Genomic DNA, 16,241 nt, shown 5'->3' with positions numbered 1-16,241 from the left:
ATGCTCCGGCTCGTCGGGCCGGAGCGCAACCCCGGCCCGGGCGCTCGATCGTCAGAATGGCTGGTCGAGCTGGGTGTCGATGTCCCGGACATCAAGCGGCTTTTTCGCAGGCACCGGCGTCAGCCGCACGATGCGTTCGGGATTTTCCGCCGTGGGATTTTCCGGCACGGTGCCGGGAGGAAGCGTGCTCTGCGCGATATCGGCCTTGCTGGCCCGCTCCGCCCCTGAGGTCTCCGCCTCGTTCACGTCCGCCCGGGCGCGCAGCCAGTGCGAATATTCGCGGCCTTCCGGGCGACCTTCTTCTTCCCAAATTTCGTGGGCCCTTTGCCGGATCCTTTCGTTGTGATCGTCCATGGTCTTGTCCCTTCCTGCCTTTTTGGCCGTTATTGGGCGGGATCGGTGCAGGCTACCGTCGATCGTTATCGGCTTCTGCCGCGCACTCCACCCGCAGGAGAGAAACCCTGTCGGACGAGTTTGGTTCCGTTGTGGCGCTCAGAGGGGCCGGTCGGCCCAATGGGTGACACGGGTTCCACGAAGCGCGGAAATCGAGGCGATCTGCTCGCGATCACAAATGCGCGAGAGCCCGCCGACGATCTCGCCGGCCAGCCCCGGACCGGCATAGACCATGCAGGAATAGAGCTGGACGAGGTTCGCGCCGGCGCGGATCTTCTCCGCCGCCGTCTCGGCGGATGAGACACCGCCGACGCCGATGAGCGGCAGCGTCTCGCCGACGCGCCGGCGCATCTTGGCGAGCACGGTGGTCGATTTCTCGAAGAGCGGCTTGCCGGAAAGCCCGCCCGCCTCACCGGCCTGGCGCGTATCGCGCAGACCTGCGCGCGACAGCGTCGTGTTGGAGACGATGAGGCCGTCAAGCGGATGGGCGAGCGCCACCTCGGCGATGTCGTCGAGGCCCTCTTCCGTCAAATCCGGCGCGATCTTCAGGAAGACCGGCACTTGGCGCCCGCTGCGCGCCGCTTCCTCCGCACGGGCGGAAAGCACGGCGGAAAGCAGGGCGTGAAGGCTATCCTTCGCCTGGAGATCGCGCAGGCCCGGCGTGTTGGGCGAGGAGATGTTGGCGGTGAAATAACGCGCGACGTCGTAGAAGGTGCGGATGCCCGCGACATAGTCCGCGACCCGGTCGGCGCTGTCCTTGTTGGCGCCGATATTGACGCCGATCAGCGCATCGCGCCGGCAGGCCTTCAGGCGCTCAAGCGCGGCGGCATGGCCGGCATTGTTGAAACCGAGGCGGTTGATGACGGCGTCGTCCTCGACAAGGCGGAAGATGCGCGGCTTCGGGTTGCCCTCCTGCGCGCGCGGCGTCACCGTGCCGATTTCCGTGAAGCCGAAGCCGAGGCGCAGCAGCGCTTCCGGCACGTCGGCGTTCTTGTCGTAGCCGGCGGCCATGCCGAGCGGGTTGGGGAAGGTGAGGCCGGCGATGGTCTGCGCGAGACGCGGATCGGTCTTCGCCGGGCAGGCCGGCACGATGCCGGTCTTCAGCGCGGCGATCGACATGCCATGCGCGGTTTCGGGATCGAACAGGAAGAGGCCCTTGCGGCCGAGCGTCGAAAGCAGCGACATCACGCATTCATCTCCGGAAACTGGTGGGCGCCATCGGGACCGAGCGGCAGGGGCTTTTCCCAAAGCACGGCGTCAAGCGGCAGGGCGGCGTAGAGATGGGGGAAGAGATCGCCGCCGCGCGAGGTCTCGTAGACCAGCTTTTCGCCGAGGGCGTCGCCATCGACGGCGACCAGCAGGAGATCGCTCTGGCCGGCGAAATGGCGGGCGGCGGTCTCGATCGCCTGGGCGCTGGTGGAGAAATGGATGAAGCCGTCGGTAAGGTCGATCGCGGCGCCCTCGAAAATCCCGGCTGCCTTTGCTTTTTGCCACAGACTTGCCGGAACGATCTTGTAGATTGTTTTGGCCATCTCGCCCGTTTCTCCCTTGCCTGCCGTTCTCAACGGTAGCGCTTGCCGCAAAGAACGGCGAATGTCCACCGGCGACACGCCCGGGAACCGGTCCTTGGAGGATTTTGCATGCGAATTCGCTCTCTGCCCCTCGTCTTCGTCGCTGTCCTCCTGGCGGGCTCCGCCCAGGCCGAGGGCGAAGGCCGCTATCGCATGGACAAGACCGACAGCGGCTTCGTGCGCCTCGATACGGTGTCGGGCGAGGTTTCGCTGTGCCGGGAGCAGGACGGCCAGATCGTCTGCCGCATGGCGGCTGACGAGCGCGCCGCCTTCGAGAAGGAACTGGACCTCCTGACCAAGCGCGTCGAAGCGTTGGAAAAAGGCGGCGCAACCGGGCAAACGGCCGTAAAACCGTCACTACCCACGGATGAAGAGATTGACCGGACCATGAGCATCATGGAAAAGATGATGCAAAGGTTCATGGGCATCGTGAAAAACCTGGAGGACGGCGAGGAGGAAACCGCCCCCGGGACGGACGTGATCCCCGAAAAGACCTGACGGAGCATCCTTAGCCGGCGAAGACCGTGCCGCATCCGTCGCGAGGTCCATACTGGTCTTTGTACTCTGGGGAGGGAGCGCATGGCATCGGCACTCACGATCATCATCGCGGATGACCATCCGCTGTTCCGCGGCGCCTTGAAACAGGCGCTCACCGGAATGGCGGGCAATCCGGATATCGTCGAGGCGGGCGATTTCGAGGCGGCGCGACAGGCGGCCACGGCCAATCCGAACGCCGACCTGCTGCTGCTCGACCTCGCCATGCCCGGCGTCAGCGGCCTTTCCGGCCTGATCTCGCTTCGCGCCGAATTCCAGAGCCTGCCGGTCGTGGTGGTCTCGGCAAGCGACGATCCGGCGACGATCCGCCGCGCGCTCGATCTCGGCGCCTCCGGCTTCATCTCCAAATCCGCCTCCATCGAGGATATCCGCGAGGGCATCGGCTCGGTGCTCGACGGCAATATCTACACGCCGGGCGGCTATGTGCGCGGGCCGGAGCAGGACAGCGAGGTGGCCGATCTCATCGCGCGCCTGCGCACGCTCACGCCCCAGCAGTCGCGCGTGCTCGCGATGCTCGCCGAAGGCCTGCTCAACAAGCAGATTGCCTACGAGCTCGGCGTCTCCGAGGCGACCATCAAGGCGCATGTCTCGGCGATCCTGTTGAAGCTCAACGTCGACAGCCGCACCCAGGCCGTCATCCAGCTCGGCAAGATCGGCAGCGCGCAGGCGGCTGCCTAACCTTACTCTGCGGCGGCCCGTTCCAGCGCGGAAAACTGCGTCAGCCAGGCCCGCATCGAGGCGGGGCGCACGGGTTTGTTCTGCACGAGGATATTGTCGCGTTCCGCTTCGGCGCGCACATCCGGCGTGCGGTCTGCCGTGACGAGCAGTGCCGGCACTTCGCGTGCCGCCGCGCGCCGTAGCGTGGCGATCGCGGCAATCCCCGTGCCATCGTCGAGGTGATAGTCGGCAATGACGGCATCCACGGCGGGCGGCCCGGCCGCCACCAGCGCCTCGACCGCCGCCACCGATTCGGCCAGCGTCACCGCGCAGCCCCAACCGGAGAGCAGGAGCCGCATGCCGTCGAGGATCTTCGGCTCGTTGTCGATGCACAGCACGCGTAGGCCCCGGAGCGGCTCGTCGCTCGCCGGCACGATCGCCGGCTTGTCGGCGACAGGGCGGCTTGCGGCGGCATCGACCGGTACGCGCACCTTGAAGCTGGTGCCGCGCCCCGGCGTCGATTGCAGCTCGACGGGGTGGGAGAGCACGCGCGAGATGCGATCGACGATGGATAGACCGAGGCCCAGGCCCGGCGCGGTGCGCGCACCCTCGTCGAGGCGGGCGAACTCCTTGAAGACCGTGCGGAATTTCGAGGCGGGAATGCCGATGCCGGAATCGAGCACCTGGATAAAGGCCTGCCCGCCCTTGCGCCGCACGCCGACCAGCACCTTGCCGGAATTGGTGTATTTGATGGCGTTCGAAACGAGGTTCTGCACGACGCGGCGCAGCAGGTTCGGGTCCGTGCGGATGGCGAGCGACGAGGGCAGCACGGTGAATTTCAGGTTCTTCGCCCGCGCCATCGGCGCAAAATCGGTCTCGATGCGCTTGAGCAAATCCTTGAGGGGAACCGTCTGCACGCGCGGCTTCATCGCGCCGGTATCGAGGCGCGAAATGTCGAGCACCGCGCCCAGAATGGCCTCCACCGATTCCAGCGAGGAATCGATGTTGTGGATCATTTCCCGGTTTTCCGTCTCGCCGAGCCGCTCGACGAGGGAGGAGGAATAGAGGCGCGCGGCATTGAGCGGCTGGAGGATGTCGTGACCGGCGGCGGCGAAGAAGCGCGTCTTGCTGATATTCGCCTCTTCCGCGGCGGCGCGGGCTTCGGCAAGCTCGGTGTTGACGCGGGTCAGTTCGGCGGTGCGCTGGACGACGCGCTGTTCCAGCGTCTCGTTGACCTGTTTCAACGCGCGGTCGGCCGCCACCCGGTCGGTGATGTCGGTATAGGTGGAGACGAAGCCCTTTTCCGGCATGGCGTTGGTGCGCACTTCGATGATGCGCTCGCCGCCCGAAAGCACCAGCGCGAAGGGCTCGTCATAGATCATGGTGCGCGTCACCGCTGCCTCGCGGTCGGCCTCCGCGATATCGCCGCGCTCCACGAGGATGTCGACGATATCGGCCAGCGGAAAGCCGACCTGGCCGACATATTCCGGCAGGTCGAGCAACTGGCGGAAGCGGCGGTTCCAGACCGTGAGGTTGCCGGCGCTGTCGAAGACGGCGATGCCCTGGTCCATCTGGCCGAGTGCTGTCTGCAGCATGTCCTGGTTATATTGCAGCGCCTCGCTCGCCTGGTCGAGCAGCCAGTCCGTATCCGTCGGCGTGTCGTCGATGCGCTGGAGCACGAGGGACAGCACGAGGCGCGCGGACGACGAGCCGATGGCGCTGCCGAGCAACTGTTCGGAGAAGTGCACGATCGCGGCGTCCGCCGGCGCATTGTCCTCCAGCCACCGGCCGACCTGGCGTTCATAGGTGTGGAACGAGCGCTGCATGCGCTCCTCGCCGAGATATTTGGCGATCGTCGTCTTGAGGTCCTTCACCGTCACCTTGGTGCGGCGGCCGCGGAAGGCGCGTTCGAGGCGGGGCTTGGAGGGGATGAAGGTGGCGGCCTGGAGCCGCTCCAGCGAGGTCGGGTTGCGCGTCAGCGAGCCGACCACATAAGCACCGATATTGACCATCATCGCGACCAGCGTCGCGTTGACCAGTGGATCGGCATTGTCGCCGGTGAAGATGGTGGAGCCCGGGAAGAGGAAACCGAGCACCGTTTCGGCGACATAGGCATTGTCCGCCACGCCGATGCTCGGCAGGAACAGCAGATAGGCCCAGACGACGAGGCCGGAGATCATGCCGGCCATGGCGCCACGCGCATTGGCATTGCGCCAGAACAGGCCGCCGAGGAGCGTCGGCGCCACCTGCGATATGGCGGCAAAGGCGAGCAGGCCCATCGAGGCGAGGCCGGCATTGGCGGTCGCCGCCCGGTAATAGGCATAGCCAAGCAGCAGCACGAAGAAGATCGCGAGCCGCCGGATGCGCAGCAGCATGCGCGACAGGTCGTCCTGTTGCTCGACGCCGCCGATGAGGTTGCGGCGCAGCACCACCGGGATGACGATGTCGTTCGACACCATGATGGAAAGCGCCACCGAGGCGACGATGACCATGGCGGTGGCGGCGGAAAAGCCGCCGATGAAGGCGACCAGCGTCAGCACCGGCTGGTCGAGCGCGATGGGCAGCGTCAGCACATAGAGGTCGCCGTCGCCCGTGCCGTTGAAGGTCAAAACGCCGCCGATCGCCACCGGCAGCACGAAGAGATTGATGGCAACGAGATAGAGCGGGAAGAGGATGCCCGCCATGCGCAATTCGCCCGCCGTGCGGTTCTCCACCACGGTGACGTGGAACTGGCGCGGCAGCATGACGATGGCGAAGGCCGACAGCACGATCAGCAGGATCCAGCGGGCGACCGGCGTCTCGTAGCTCAGCGACTGCATGACGCGCTCGTTTTGCGATGCCTGTTGCCAGAGGTCGCCCGGCCCGTCGAACATGAAATAGATGACGTAGATGCCGATCGAGGCGATGGCGACGAGCTTCACCAGCGATTCCATCGAGATGGCGAGGATCAGGCCGTCCTGGTGCTCGGTCGCGTCGGTGTGGCGCGTGCCGAAGACGATGGCGAAGCAGGCGAGGAAGAGCGTCACGACCAGCGGCAGGTCGACGAGGCCGCCTGAGGACGCGATGCCGAAGCCTGTCGTATCGACCATGGCCGAGACGGAGCTCGACACCGCCTTCAGCTGGAGCGCGATATAGGGAATGTAGCCGATCAGCGAGATCAGCGCGACGACGGCGGCAACACCCGGATTCTTGCCGTAGCGGGCGGCGACGAAATCGGCGATCGAGGTGAGGCGCTCGGATTTCGCCAGCGTCACGATGCGGCGCACCAGCGGCATGCCGAGCGTGAACATCAGGATCGGGCCGATATAGATGCCGGCGAATTCCAGGCCGTGCGTGGTCGCGAGGCCGACGCCGCCGAAATAGGTCCAGGACGTGCAGTAGATCGCCAGGCTCAGCGCATAGACCAGCGGCCGGCCCTTGGATGTACGGCCGGAGCGCTTGGCCTTGCGGTCGCCGTAACTTGCGACCGCGAAGAGCAGCAGCAGATAGGCGAGCGCCAAGGCGAATATCAGCGAGCCCGGCATGCTTCCTCCCGCAGTCCTTCGGCCTTCTTCGCGCAGAATAGGCCAAAGATGCCGGGAAGGAAATTGCGTCTAAGGTTGGGGGTGGACATGGACGGTGTGTAAACCCCTAGATATTGATAGGCCCCAGTTTCCTCCCGTGAAAAACTACACTAGGTTGCCCTTGCGTCGCAGCAAAAGGAGACCCGCATGCTCAATGAGTTCAAGGCGTTCATCGCCCGCGGCAATGTTATGGACCTCGCCGTGGGTGTCATCATTGGTGCAGCCTTCAACAAGATCGTCGAATCCATCGTCAACGACCTCGTCATGCCCATCGTCGGTGCTTTGACCGGGGGTGGTTTCGACTTTTCCAACTACTTCATCGCGCTCTCCGGCAATGTGACGGCAACGTCGCTCGCTGCCGCCCGCGAGCAGGGCGCCGTCTTCGCCTATGGCAGCTTTATCACCGTCCTCATCAACTTCCTGATCCTCGCCTGGATCATCTTCCTGATGATCAAGGGCGTAAACCGCATGCGCGCATCGCTGGAGAAGGAAAAGGCCGCCGGTGCCGCCGAACCCGCGCCCCCGCCGGAAGACGTGCTGCTTCTCACCGAAATCCGCGACCTCCTGAAGAGCCGTCCGGCCCTCTGAGGTTTCGCCCCTATAATGCGAATGGAAGGCCCGGTTCGCCGGGCCTTTTTACATTGCGGGCCAGCCCGTCGCGCGGGCCTGTTCGAGCGTCGCGAGCAGGGCATCGGCCGGGGAAAGCCCGAGCCGGTCGGCCTGCTGCCGGAGCCAGCCGGCATGCACGAGGCGGATTTCGACCGGGATGCGCTCGATGCCGAGCGCCAGCGCCGCTGCCATGCGGTGCTTGCCGTTGGTGTGGCGGACGAGACGGCCTTCCGCATCGATCGCCACCCCGATGTCGCGTTCGGCGAGGTCCTGCCAGAGCGTGCGCGTCCAGCGGTGGCGCCGGCCGGTCTGGCCGAGCAGGCCGAGATCGGAATGCGGCACGATGCCGTTCGTCTCGATGTCGGCGATCAGCGCCAGGTAATATTCGAAATAGTTGTCGAGCTTGTCGATCGTGTCGATCACGATGCGGTTGCGCTTGACGACGCCGCCGTCATGGATGCGTTTTGCATAGCCGCGATAGCGCTTGCCCTCGCGAAAATCCTGCCGCGTATTGATGAGCTCCAGGATCTCGGCGTGCGAGGAGGAGTTTTCAAGCGGTTCGACGATCCGGCTCCAGTCGCTGCCGTCGAGAAAATGCGTGCCGATCCAGCGCAGCCGACTGCGATCGGAAATATTGTCGCGAAGCCGCGTCGTGAGGCTCCTTGCGGCGACGGGGATGACGAGCTGTTCGCCGAAATGGAAGTGGCTTTGTGCCGCCGGGATCGCCGGGCCGCCCTCGCGATCGAGCCGCTTGACCGCGCGGTTGAACCGTCCGGTAAAGCCCGCGTGGGCCGCCAGAAAATCGCGCATCGGCACCCAGTCGAGCACCTTCTGGACAAAGGACGGCGCGGGCGGCCGCGCACCGGGCGGCACCCTTTGATAGACCGGTCGTGGAAGTTTCTGCTGGTCCGTCAACCTTTGCCCGAGCCCGTTGCCCATAGCCGTCGACGCGGGTGGGCGGCAAACAGCGCGGTCATCCATGACAAATAAACGACGGTTTTGCAAAGTAAGGCGGCCGAACGAGGCTTCCGCCCGGCCGAAACCCCCGAGATTTCAGGCTTTGCCGGAGCGGGATCATCCGCCCCGGCCAGAGCCTTTTTGTCGCCCGGCGTGCCATGCCTGCGAATCAGGCCGTCGCGCCGGCCGTCTTCGTCTGGTGGATTTCGATGAGGCTCGGGCCGTTGCGCCCGCCCGCCCGCTCCAGCGCCGCCGGCAGGTCGCGCACGTCCGCGAGCCGTTCGGAGGGCACGCCGTAGGCGGTGCCGATGGCGATGAAATCCGGTGCAGAGGGTTTGACCCCTTCCGGCGTGATGCCGGCACCCACCATGTAGTTCTCGATCTCCTGGTAACCGTCATTGTTCCAGACGAGGAAGATCACGCGCGCCTCCGCATCCGCCGCCGAGCCGATTTCCGACAGCGAGAATTGCAGGCCGCCATCGCCGACGAGGCAGACGATCGGCGCATCGGGTTCGGCAAGGGCGGCGCCGATCGCCGCCGGCGGGGCGTAACCGAGCGCGCCATAACCGGTCGCCGCATTGAACCAGCTGCGCGCGCGCGGTGCATCGCAATAGTAGTTGCCGGCATAGACGGCCTGGGTGGAATCCCCGACGATGATCGCCTTCGGCAGCGCACGGTAGACCGCGTCGATGACGCCGACTTCCACCTGCATCTTCGGCGTCAGTTCTTTCCAGGCGTTCTTGCGCGCGGTTTCGGCGCGGGCAGCGCCATTGTCGATCGGCTTGTGGCCTTCGAGGAAGCCGAGCATGCCGGCCGCCGCCGTCTTGGCGCTGGAAAAGATCGACAGGCCGGATTGCGGCGTGCGGGCGAGCTGTGCGGCATCGATATCGATTCGGATCAGCGTTTTCAGCCGCGGAAAACCGCCGTCGACATTGATGTCGTAGTCGGTCGGCCCGAACTCCGTGCCGAAGGCGACGACGAGGTCGGCATCGGCAAGCAGCCGGCGCACGGCCTTGAGGCTCGGGCTTGCCGGCACGCAGAGCGCATTGCCGGCGAGCATGCCGCGGGCATTGACCGTGGTGACGACCGGGGCGCCGATGCGCTCCGCAAGCTCACGGATTTCGTCTTCCGCCGTCACCGCGCCGCCGCCGGCGAGGATGACGGGGCGCGTCGCATTGGTGCAGAGGATCGCCGCGCGCTGCAGGGTTTCCGCATCGGCACGCGGACGGGTCGCGACGGCGCGTGGGAAACTGCCGGTCTCGATGGGCTTGGCCATCACGTCGGTCGGGATTTCGATATGCACCGGGCCGGGACGGCCGGAGAGCAGGACGGCAAAGGCACGCTCGACGACGAGCGGCAGGTCGGCGGGGTTGAGCAGCGTGTGCGAATAGAGCGCCAGCGTCTTCATCATGCCCTGCTGGTCCGGCAGTTCATGCAGGAGGCCGCGGCCATGGCCGAGCGAATCGCGCCGGTTGACGCCGGAGATGACCAGCATCGGCACGGAATCCTGCCGCGCCTGCGCCATCGCCGTGATCGTGTTGGTGAGGCCCGGACCGGTGATCACGAGCGCCACGCCGGGCTTGCCGGAAACACGCGCATACCCATCCGCCATGAAGCCGGCGCCCTGTTCGTGACGCGGCGTGATGTGGCGGATCTTCGAGGCGGCGAGGCCGCGATAGAGCTCGACCGTGTGCACGCCCGGAATGCCGAACACGACGTCGACGCCATTGGCCTCCAGGAGGTCGACGAGAACTTCGCCTACGGTTTTGGTGGTCATGCGCGGCGCTCCTTGGGGCTTGCGGATCGGGCGGCAAGCGCGGTGATGCGCCGGCAGGCCTCGTCGATATGGGCATCGGGTACGGTCAAACTGAGGCGGATATAGTCCTCCGCCTCGTCGCCGAAGGACGAACCCGGCATCACGGCGACCAGCTCCTCGCGCAACAGCGCCCAGGCGAAGTCCTCGCCGCTCATGCCGGTTTCGGCGACGTCGACGACGATGAACATGCCGGCCTCCGGCGGCAGCGGCACAAGGCCGGGCGCACGCGAAAGGGCGGCGACGAAGCGGGCGGCGCGCGCCTTGTAGGTCTCGCGCATCGTGGCGGCGGTGGCGATCGGGTTGTCGAGCGCATAGGCCGTCATGTCGGCGATGAAGGGCTGGCCGCCGAACAGCATGGTTTCGGACACCGAGAGCAGCCGCGTGCAGAAATCCGCCGGCCCGATCGCCCAGCCGCTGCGAAAGCCCGGCGCAGCGTGCGACTTGGAGATGGAGGAGACGACGATGGTGCGCTCGGCAAGGTCCGCATTGTCGAAGGGCGAGGCGAAGGTCGCGCCGAACACCAGTTGTTCGTAGACTTCGTCACAGACGATCCACAGGTCATGCTTGCGGCAGACCGCGCCGATTTCGGCGATTTCCTGCGCGCTCAGCACCGCGCCGGTCGGGTTGTGCGGCGTGTTGAGCAGCAGCACGCGGCATTCCGGCGTGATCGCCGCTTCGAGATCGGCCGCCTTCATGTGGAAACCGTTTTCCGGGCGCAACGGCACGGCGATGCGCTCGGCCCCCGTCGAGCGGATGACGCCCTCATAGGTCGCATAGAGCGGGTCGCCGACGAGCACGGCATCGCCCGCCTCCACAAGGCCGAGCATGACGGCGAAGAGGGCGGTCTGGGTGCCGGGGAAGCAGAGCACGTTGGCGGCGGTGACGTCGCTGCGGCGCTTGCGGTACTTGCGCACCAGGGCATCGACGATTGAGGGCTCGCCGCGGCCGTTGGAGTACCGGTAGCGGCCGGCATGCATGGCCCGCACGGCCTCGGCCAGCAGCACCGGGTCCGGCGGCACGTCCGGTTCGCCGATGGTGAGCTCGATGATCGGTTTGCCCTCGGCCTTCATGCGCCGCGCTTCGGCATGGATGGCCCATTTTTCCGAGCCGAGATTCTGAAGCCGGTCTGTGATGGATGCATAGCGCATGGCCGTTCTCCGCATTTCGATTGATGTCGTTTAGTTGCCGGCGCTCGTCGCGTCGACCGGCCTCAGGCGTAGTCCCAGCAGCGTCTCGATCGAGTTGAGCGCGATTTCGACCAGCTCGCTCTCGCCGAAAAGTTCGCCGGCAAGGCAGCCTTCCAGCCACAGTCCGTCGAGCAGGCCGTTGATGGCGATGGCCAGCGTTCGGCAGCGCTCCGGCGAGGCATCCTGGCCGCGCTCCGTCAGGAAATCGGCAAGCAGGCTTTCCAGCGCGTTGCGAAAGCTCAGATAGCCTTCGCGGTGGATGGCGGCGAGTTCGGGATCGACGCTGACCCGGCTGATGAACGAGGCCCAAAGCGAGAGGCTGCGGCTGTTGGCGACCGGCTCCGTCAGGTTGATGACGATGAAGTCGCGCAGCCGCGTTTCCGGATCGCCCGTCACCCGCTCGGCCTTTTCGGTGAGCCGGCCGATGACGATGCGATAGGCCTCCTGAAGGATATGCTCCTTCGACTGGAAATAGTGCCGGATGAGGCCTGCCGTCACCCCCGCCTTGATGGCGATCTGCCGGACCGTCGCACCCTCCAGGCCGTATTCGGCAATGCAGTCGAGCGTCGCCTCGATCAGGTCGTGGCGGCGTTCGGCTTCTGGGGCGCGATGGAAGGTCCGGCGGGCCATTTTTCCTCCGTTAGGCCGCGCGGCGCAGCACCGGCCGCGTCAGGCAGGTCGGGCCGCCCTCGCAGGCGATGCACAGCGCATCCGCCTCGAAGGTCTCGACGGTGCAGCCGGCCGCTTCCATCGCCGCCTTGGTGGCCGGGAACCCTTCCACCATGATGACCTCGTAGGGCTTGGTTGGCAGCACGTTGAGCGACAGGCCGTTGCTGGCGTGGAACTCGTCGGCCGGCGCCTCGATAAGGCGGATGCCGCGCTTCTTGAGGAGTTGGTAGAAGGCTGCCGGCAGCAGCGGCGCGAAGACGAGCGCCAGGTCTTCGGCAAGCGGGCTCATCACGCTCATCAGGTGCAGGCAGGCCTCCTCGCCATGCCAGAGCGGCAGGTCATAGGCGAGCACGGTGATGCCGTGCGGCGCGAGGATGGCGGAAATCTGGTCGATGCCTTCCTGGTTGGTGCGCACGCCGCGGCCGATGACCAGCGTCTTGGCGTCAAGCCAGATGCAATCGCCGCCCTCGACGGTGCCTTCGCCCTGGATGCGGCCGAGGATCGGAATCTGCCGCTCGGCATAGGCTTTTTCGTGCAGCGCCGTTTCGGCGACACGCAACGGCTTGCCCATTCGCAGCAGGATCGCGCCATGGTCGGACATCAGCGACGGGTCATGGGTGAACATGGCGTCGGCAAGACCATCGCCCTCGTCTTCCAGCCAGATGATCTCGGTGCCGGATTTTTCGACCAGCTCGGCGAAGGCCTTGTACTGGTGCACGGCGCGCGCGCCGTCGAAGGTCGGGCCGTAATGCCACTTGGCGGCGTCAGCCCCCTTCAGGCTCTCGCCGGGGCGGCGCATCAGAACGCGCATCAGGGGGGCCGACATTTCCTGCGAACCGTAGGCGGTCATTCAATGCTCCTGCTGGAAATTTGATCATGGGTGGGCGCTGCCAGAAAAGTCAGCGTTTGACCTATTATACGCTTGAATAATTTCTTAACAAGTGCCACGATGCTTTCCACAAGACGCCACGACGGGCCGAAGATGCCCGCGGGAACGCTGAAAAACAGGGGAAGTTTGGCATGATCCATGCATCGATTTTCCGTGCGCTGGAGACCTCTCCACGATGACGGAACGCGCCGAGGCTATCGCGGTCAGGGACCTGCACAAGCGCTTCGGGCCGCTTGAAGTTCTCAAGGGCGTATCACTCACCGCGCATGAGGGCGACGTCATCGCCATCATCGGCGGTTCGGGTTCCGGCAAGTCCACCTTCCTTCGCTGTATCAACATGCTGGAGCTGCCGAGCGCCGGATCGGTGACGATCCATGGCGAGACGATCGCCATGAAGAAAGACGGCCATGGTGGCATGACGCCATCGGACCGCAAGCAGGTGCAGCGCCTGCGCTCCCGCCTCGGCATGGTGTTCCAGAGCTTCAATCTCTGGCAGCACATGACCATCCTCGAAAACGTCATCGAGGCGCCCGTGCATGTGCTGGGCGTCAAGAAGGACGAGGCGATCAGCCGCGCCGAGGCGCTGCTGCGCCGCGTCGGTCTCTATGAGAAGCGCGACGCCTATCCCGCCTTCCTCTCCGGCGGCCAGCAGCAGCGTGCCGCCATCGCGCGCGCACTCGCCATCCAGCCCCATGTCATGCTCTTCGACGAACCGACATCCGCGCTCGATCCCGAACTGGTGGGCGAGGTGCTCTCCGTCATCGGCGACCTCGCCAAGGAGAAGCGCACGATGATCCTCGTCACCCACGAGATGAAGTTCGCGCGCAACGTCGCGAGCCACGTCGTCTTCCTGGCAAACGGGGTCATCGAGGAACAAGGCCCGCCGGACGAACTGTTCGGATCGCCGAAATCGGAGCGGCTGAAGAAATTCATCAGCTCCATCCACTGAGAACCAAAAAAACCAACAGAGGGAAAATCATGAAGAGTGCCTTGAAGACAATCGCCCTTGCTGCCGCGATCGGCCTTGCAGCCATTTCGGGCGCGGCCGCCCAGCAGGTCCGCGTCGGTTTTGCCGCCGAGCCCTATCCGCCCTTCACCTCGCCGGATGCCTCCGGCAACTGGCAGGGCTGGGAAGTGGACTTCATGAAGGCGATCTGCGCCGAAGCGAAGCTCGACTGCGTCATCACGCCGGTCGCCTGGGATGGCATCATCCCGGCGCTGACCACCAACAAGATCGACATGATCATCGGCTCCATGTCGATCACGGCAGAGCGCCTCCAGACGATCGACTTCTCCGACAAATATTATAACTCGCCTCCGGGCATCATCGGCGCCAAGGACGTGAAGTTCGACGCGACGCCGGAAGGCCTCTCCGGCAAGACGCTCGGCGTACAGGTCGCGACCATCCACCAGGTCTATGCCAACAAGTATTTCGGCGAGGCGGGTGCCACGGTCAAGGAATACCAGACGCAGGATGAGGCCAACAACGACCTCGCCGCCGGTCGCATCGATGCGGTGCAGGCCGATTCCATCGCGCTTACCGACTTCCTGAAGACCGAGCAGGGCGCCTGCTGCGACATGAAGGGCACCGTGAAGGACGATCCGGAAATCCTCGGGCTGGGCGTCGGCGTCGGCCTGCGCAAGGGCGAAACGGAGCTGAAGGACAAGATCAACGCCGCCATCAAGGCGATCCGCGCCAACGGCACTTATGACGAATTCTCGAAGAAGTATTTCGACTTCGACGTCTACGGCGGCTGATAGTCTGCCCTGTCCCTGATGCCGGCGGCACTTGCCGCCGGCCTTTCTCCTCGAATGGACACGAGACCCCATGGCCGATGCCGGATCGCTGATCAACTGGAGCCTGCTTGCGCTTGAACCGCCCGGCTGGGGCGGGGTGATGCTGGCGGGGCTCTGGCAGTCCCTCCAGATTGCCGTCGGCGGTTATGCGCTCGGCCTGATCCTCGGCACCGGCGGCGCCATGGGCAAGCTCTATGGCGGCCCGGTCACTAAGGACCTCTTGGAGGTCTACACCACGCTGGTGCGCGCGGTGCCGGAGCTCGTGCTGATCCTCATTCTCTACTATGCCGGCACGGATGTGCTGAACCAGTTGTCCGCGCTCGTCGGCTTCGGCCCCGTCGATATCAGCGGCCTTGCGGCCGGCATCTTCGTCATCGGCGTCGTGCAGGGCGCCTATTCCACCGAGGTTCTGCGCGGCGCGATCAAGGCGGTGCCGGCGGGGCAGATGGAGGCGGCGCGCGCCTATGGCATGTCGCCGTTCCAGGTCATGCGCCGCATCACCCTGCCGGCCATGCTGCCGCATGCCATTCCCGGCCTTTCCAATCTCTGGCTGATCGCCACCAAGGATACGGCGCTCCTCGCCGTCGTCGGCTTCAGCGAGCTGACGCTGGTCACCCGCCAGGCGGCGGGCAGCACCAAGGCCTACCTGCTGTTCTTCTGCGCGGCCGGCGTGCTCTACCTGATGATCACGCTGGTCTCCAATGTGCTGATCGGCTTCATCGAGCGCCATTATCGGCGCGGCATGGCGAGGACCGCCTGATGAGCGATCCGACAATTGCCGCCCTCGCGCTGACCGAATTGCCGACGAAGGCGAGCATGTTCAAGCCGCATCGCATCGTGCTGATGGCGATCGCCGCGATCCTCGTCTTCTGCATCGTCTGGTTCATGCGCTGGGACTGGGTGCCGAAATATTCGGGCCGCCTTGCCTATGGCGCCGGCGTGACGCTGCTGATGCTGTTCTCGACGGCGATCCTCGGCTTCATCCTCGCCGTGCCCATCGGCCTGGTGCAGGTGACGGGGCCGTGGCCGCTCAAGGTGCTGGCGCGGATCTTCTGCACGGTCATCCGCGGCACGCCGCTGCTGTTGCAGCTCTGGCTGCTCTATTACGGCCTCGGTTCGCTCTTCCCGCAGTTCCCGGAAATCCGCAATTCCTTCCTCTGGCCCTATCTGCGCGAGGCCTGGCCCTATGGCGTGGCGGCGCTGACGCTCTCCTTTGCCGCCTATGAGGGTGAGGTGATGCGCGGCGCCTTTGCCGGCGTACCGCCGGGCGAGCTGGAGGCCGCGCGCGCCTATGGCATGAGCCCCTTCACCGTCTTCCGCCGCATCTGGCTGCCGCGTGCCGTGCACCGCGCCCTGCCGACGCTGAACGGCGAGACCGTGCTGCAGCTGAAGGCGACACCGCTTGTGGCGACCATCACCGTCATCGACCTCTATGCCGTCATCTCCAAGGTGCGGCAGGAGACCTACATTACCTATGAGCCGCTCCTGCTGCTGGCGCTCATCTATCTCTGCCTGACCGCCATCCTGGTGGTCACCTTCCGCTACTTCGAGAGCAAAATTCCCACGCGTGGTGCCTGA

At 65.4% G+C, this 16,241-nt stretch carries 17 protein-coding genes; 7 read left to right on the top strand and 10 right to left on the bottom strand.

The features are described 5' to 3' along the window. Positions 1-51: 51 nt before the first annotated feature. The 3 genes from J2Y63_RS14090 to J2Y63_RS14080 form a co-directional block, all read right to left on the bottom strand. Positions 52-354, bottom strand: a complete 303-nt coding sequence (locus J2Y63_RS14090) for a DUF2934 domain-containing protein (protein WP_435266600.1) — start codon at positions 352-354, stop codon at positions 52-54. Between the two features lie 138 nt (positions 355-492). After that, positions 493-1,578, bottom strand: a complete 1,086-nt coding sequence (locus J2Y63_RS14085) for a quinone-dependent dihydroorotate dehydrogenase (protein ID WP_435266599.1) — start codon at positions 1,576-1,578, stop codon at positions 493-495. Then, complete coding sequence (locus J2Y63_RS14080) at positions 1,578-1,925, bottom strand: DUF952 domain-containing protein (protein ID WP_435266598.1); 348 nt, start codon at positions 1,923-1,925, stop codon at positions 1,578-1,580. Before J2Y63_RS14080 ends, J2Y63_RS14085 begins: the two co-directional genes overlap by 1 nt. Positions 1,926-2,033: 108 nt before the next feature. Between J2Y63_RS14080 and J2Y63_RS14075 the strand changes: the two genes are divergently transcribed. Together J2Y63_RS14075 and J2Y63_RS14070 are read left to right on the top strand one after the other, a co-directional pair. Then, on the top strand, positions 2,034-2,462 hold the full coding sequence (locus J2Y63_RS14075) for a hypothetical protein (RefSeq protein WP_435266597.1): 429 nt from the start codon (positions 2,034-2,036) through the stop codon (positions 2,460-2,462). 81 nt (positions 2,463-2,543) lie between these two features. Next, positions 2,544-3,197 carry a response regulator gene (locus tag J2Y63_RS14070; protein WP_256117925.1) on the top strand — a complete coding sequence of 218 codons (654 nt, stop codon included), beginning with the start codon at positions 2,544-2,546 and terminating at the stop codon, positions 3,195-3,197. A gap of 2 nt (positions 3,198-3,199) precedes the next feature. On the opposite strand, the gene J2Y63_RS14065 is transcribed toward J2Y63_RS14070, so the two are convergent. Then, positions 3,200-6,700 (bottom strand): hybrid sensor histidine kinase/response regulator, encoded by a 3,501-nt coding sequence (locus tag J2Y63_RS14065; protein ID WP_435266596.1) that lies wholly within the window; start codon positions 6,698-6,700, stop codon positions 3,200-3,202. A 186-nt stretch (positions 6,701-6,886) separates the two neighbouring features. Between J2Y63_RS14065 and mscL the strand changes: the two genes are divergently transcribed. Next, entirely contained in the window at positions 6,887-7,327 is a 441-nt protein-coding gene (mscL, locus tag J2Y63_RS14060; RefSeq protein WP_435266595.1) for a large conductance mechanosensitive channel protein MscL, read from the top strand. Positions 7,328-7,375: 48 nt separating this feature from the next. Here the strand turns inward: mscL and J2Y63_RS14055 are convergent, their stop codons facing one another. From J2Y63_RS14055 to J2Y63_RS14030, 6 genes are all read right to left on the bottom strand, one after another. After that, positions 7,376-8,263, bottom strand: a complete 888-nt coding sequence (locus J2Y63_RS14055) for a hypothetical protein (protein WP_435266594.1) — start codon at positions 8,261-8,263, stop codon at positions 7,376-7,378. 211 nt (positions 8,264-8,474) lie between these two features. Beyond that, entirely contained in the window at positions 8,475-10,082 is a 1,608-nt protein-coding gene (locus tag J2Y63_RS14050; RefSeq protein ID WP_435266593.1) for a 5-guanidino-2-oxopentanoate decarboxylase, read from the bottom strand. After that, positions 10,079-11,269 carry a pyridoxal phosphate-dependent aminotransferase gene (locus J2Y63_RS14045; RefSeq protein WP_435266592.1) on the bottom strand — a complete coding sequence of 397 codons (1,191 nt, stop codon included), beginning with the start codon at positions 11,267-11,269 and terminating at the stop codon, positions 10,079-10,081. Before J2Y63_RS14045 ends, J2Y63_RS14050 begins: the two co-directional genes overlap by 4 nt. 30 nt (positions 11,270-11,299) lie before the next feature. Next, positions 11,300-11,938: a TetR family transcriptional regulator C-terminal domain-containing protein gene (locus J2Y63_RS14040; RefSeq protein WP_435266591.1), complete on the bottom strand. Its 639-nt coding sequence runs from the start codon at positions 11,936-11,938 to the stop codon at positions 11,300-11,302. Positions 11,939-11,948: 10 nt separating this feature from the next. Further along, positions 11,949-12,827, bottom strand: coding sequence for a dimethylarginine dimethylaminohydrolase family protein (locus J2Y63_RS14035; RefSeq protein WP_435266590.1), 879 nt, complete (start codon positions 12,825-12,827; stop codon positions 11,949-11,951). Then, positions 12,824-13,006 carry a hypothetical protein gene (locus tag J2Y63_RS14030; protein ID WP_256117915.1) on the bottom strand — a complete coding sequence of 61 codons (183 nt, stop codon included), beginning with the start codon at positions 13,004-13,006 and terminating at the stop codon, positions 12,824-12,826. Before J2Y63_RS14030 ends, J2Y63_RS14035 begins: the two co-directional genes overlap by 4 nt. A 35-nt stretch (positions 13,007-13,041) precedes the next feature. Here J2Y63_RS14030 and J2Y63_RS14025 point away from each other — a divergent pair, with 35 nt between their 5' ends. From J2Y63_RS14025 to J2Y63_RS14010, 4 genes are all read left to right on the top strand, one after another. Continuing rightward, positions 13,042-13,815: an ABC transporter ATP-binding protein gene (locus tag J2Y63_RS14025; protein WP_256117914.1), complete on the top strand. Its 774-nt coding sequence runs from the start codon at positions 13,042-13,044 to the stop codon at positions 13,813-13,815. Between the two features lie 29 nt (positions 13,816-13,844). Further along, positions 13,845-14,624, top strand: a complete 780-nt coding sequence (locus J2Y63_RS14020) for a transporter substrate-binding domain-containing protein (RefSeq protein WP_435266589.1) — start codon at positions 13,845-13,847, stop codon at positions 14,622-14,624. A 70-nt stretch (positions 14,625-14,694) separates the two neighbouring features. Continuing rightward, positions 14,695-15,423, top strand: a complete 729-nt coding sequence (locus tag J2Y63_RS14015) for an ABC transporter permease (RefSeq protein WP_435266588.1) — start codon at positions 14,695-14,697, stop codon at positions 15,421-15,423. Beyond that, the gene (locus tag J2Y63_RS14010) at positions 15,423-16,241 is read left to right on the top strand and encodes an ABC transporter permease subunit (RefSeq protein ID WP_435266587.1); all 819 of its coding nucleotides are present in this window, start codon (positions 15,423-15,425) and stop codon (positions 16,239-16,241) included. The genes J2Y63_RS14015 and J2Y63_RS14010 overlap by 1 nt, the downstream gene beginning before the upstream one ends.

The organism is Shinella sp. BE166 (genome assembly GCF_051201095.1).
Classification (GTDB): Bacteria; Pseudomonadota; Alphaproteobacteria; order Rhizobiales; family Rhizobiaceae; genus Shinella; species Shinella lacus.
Note: the sequence above shows the minus strand (reverse complement) of the source record. Positions and strands in the feature narration are given on the sequence as shown.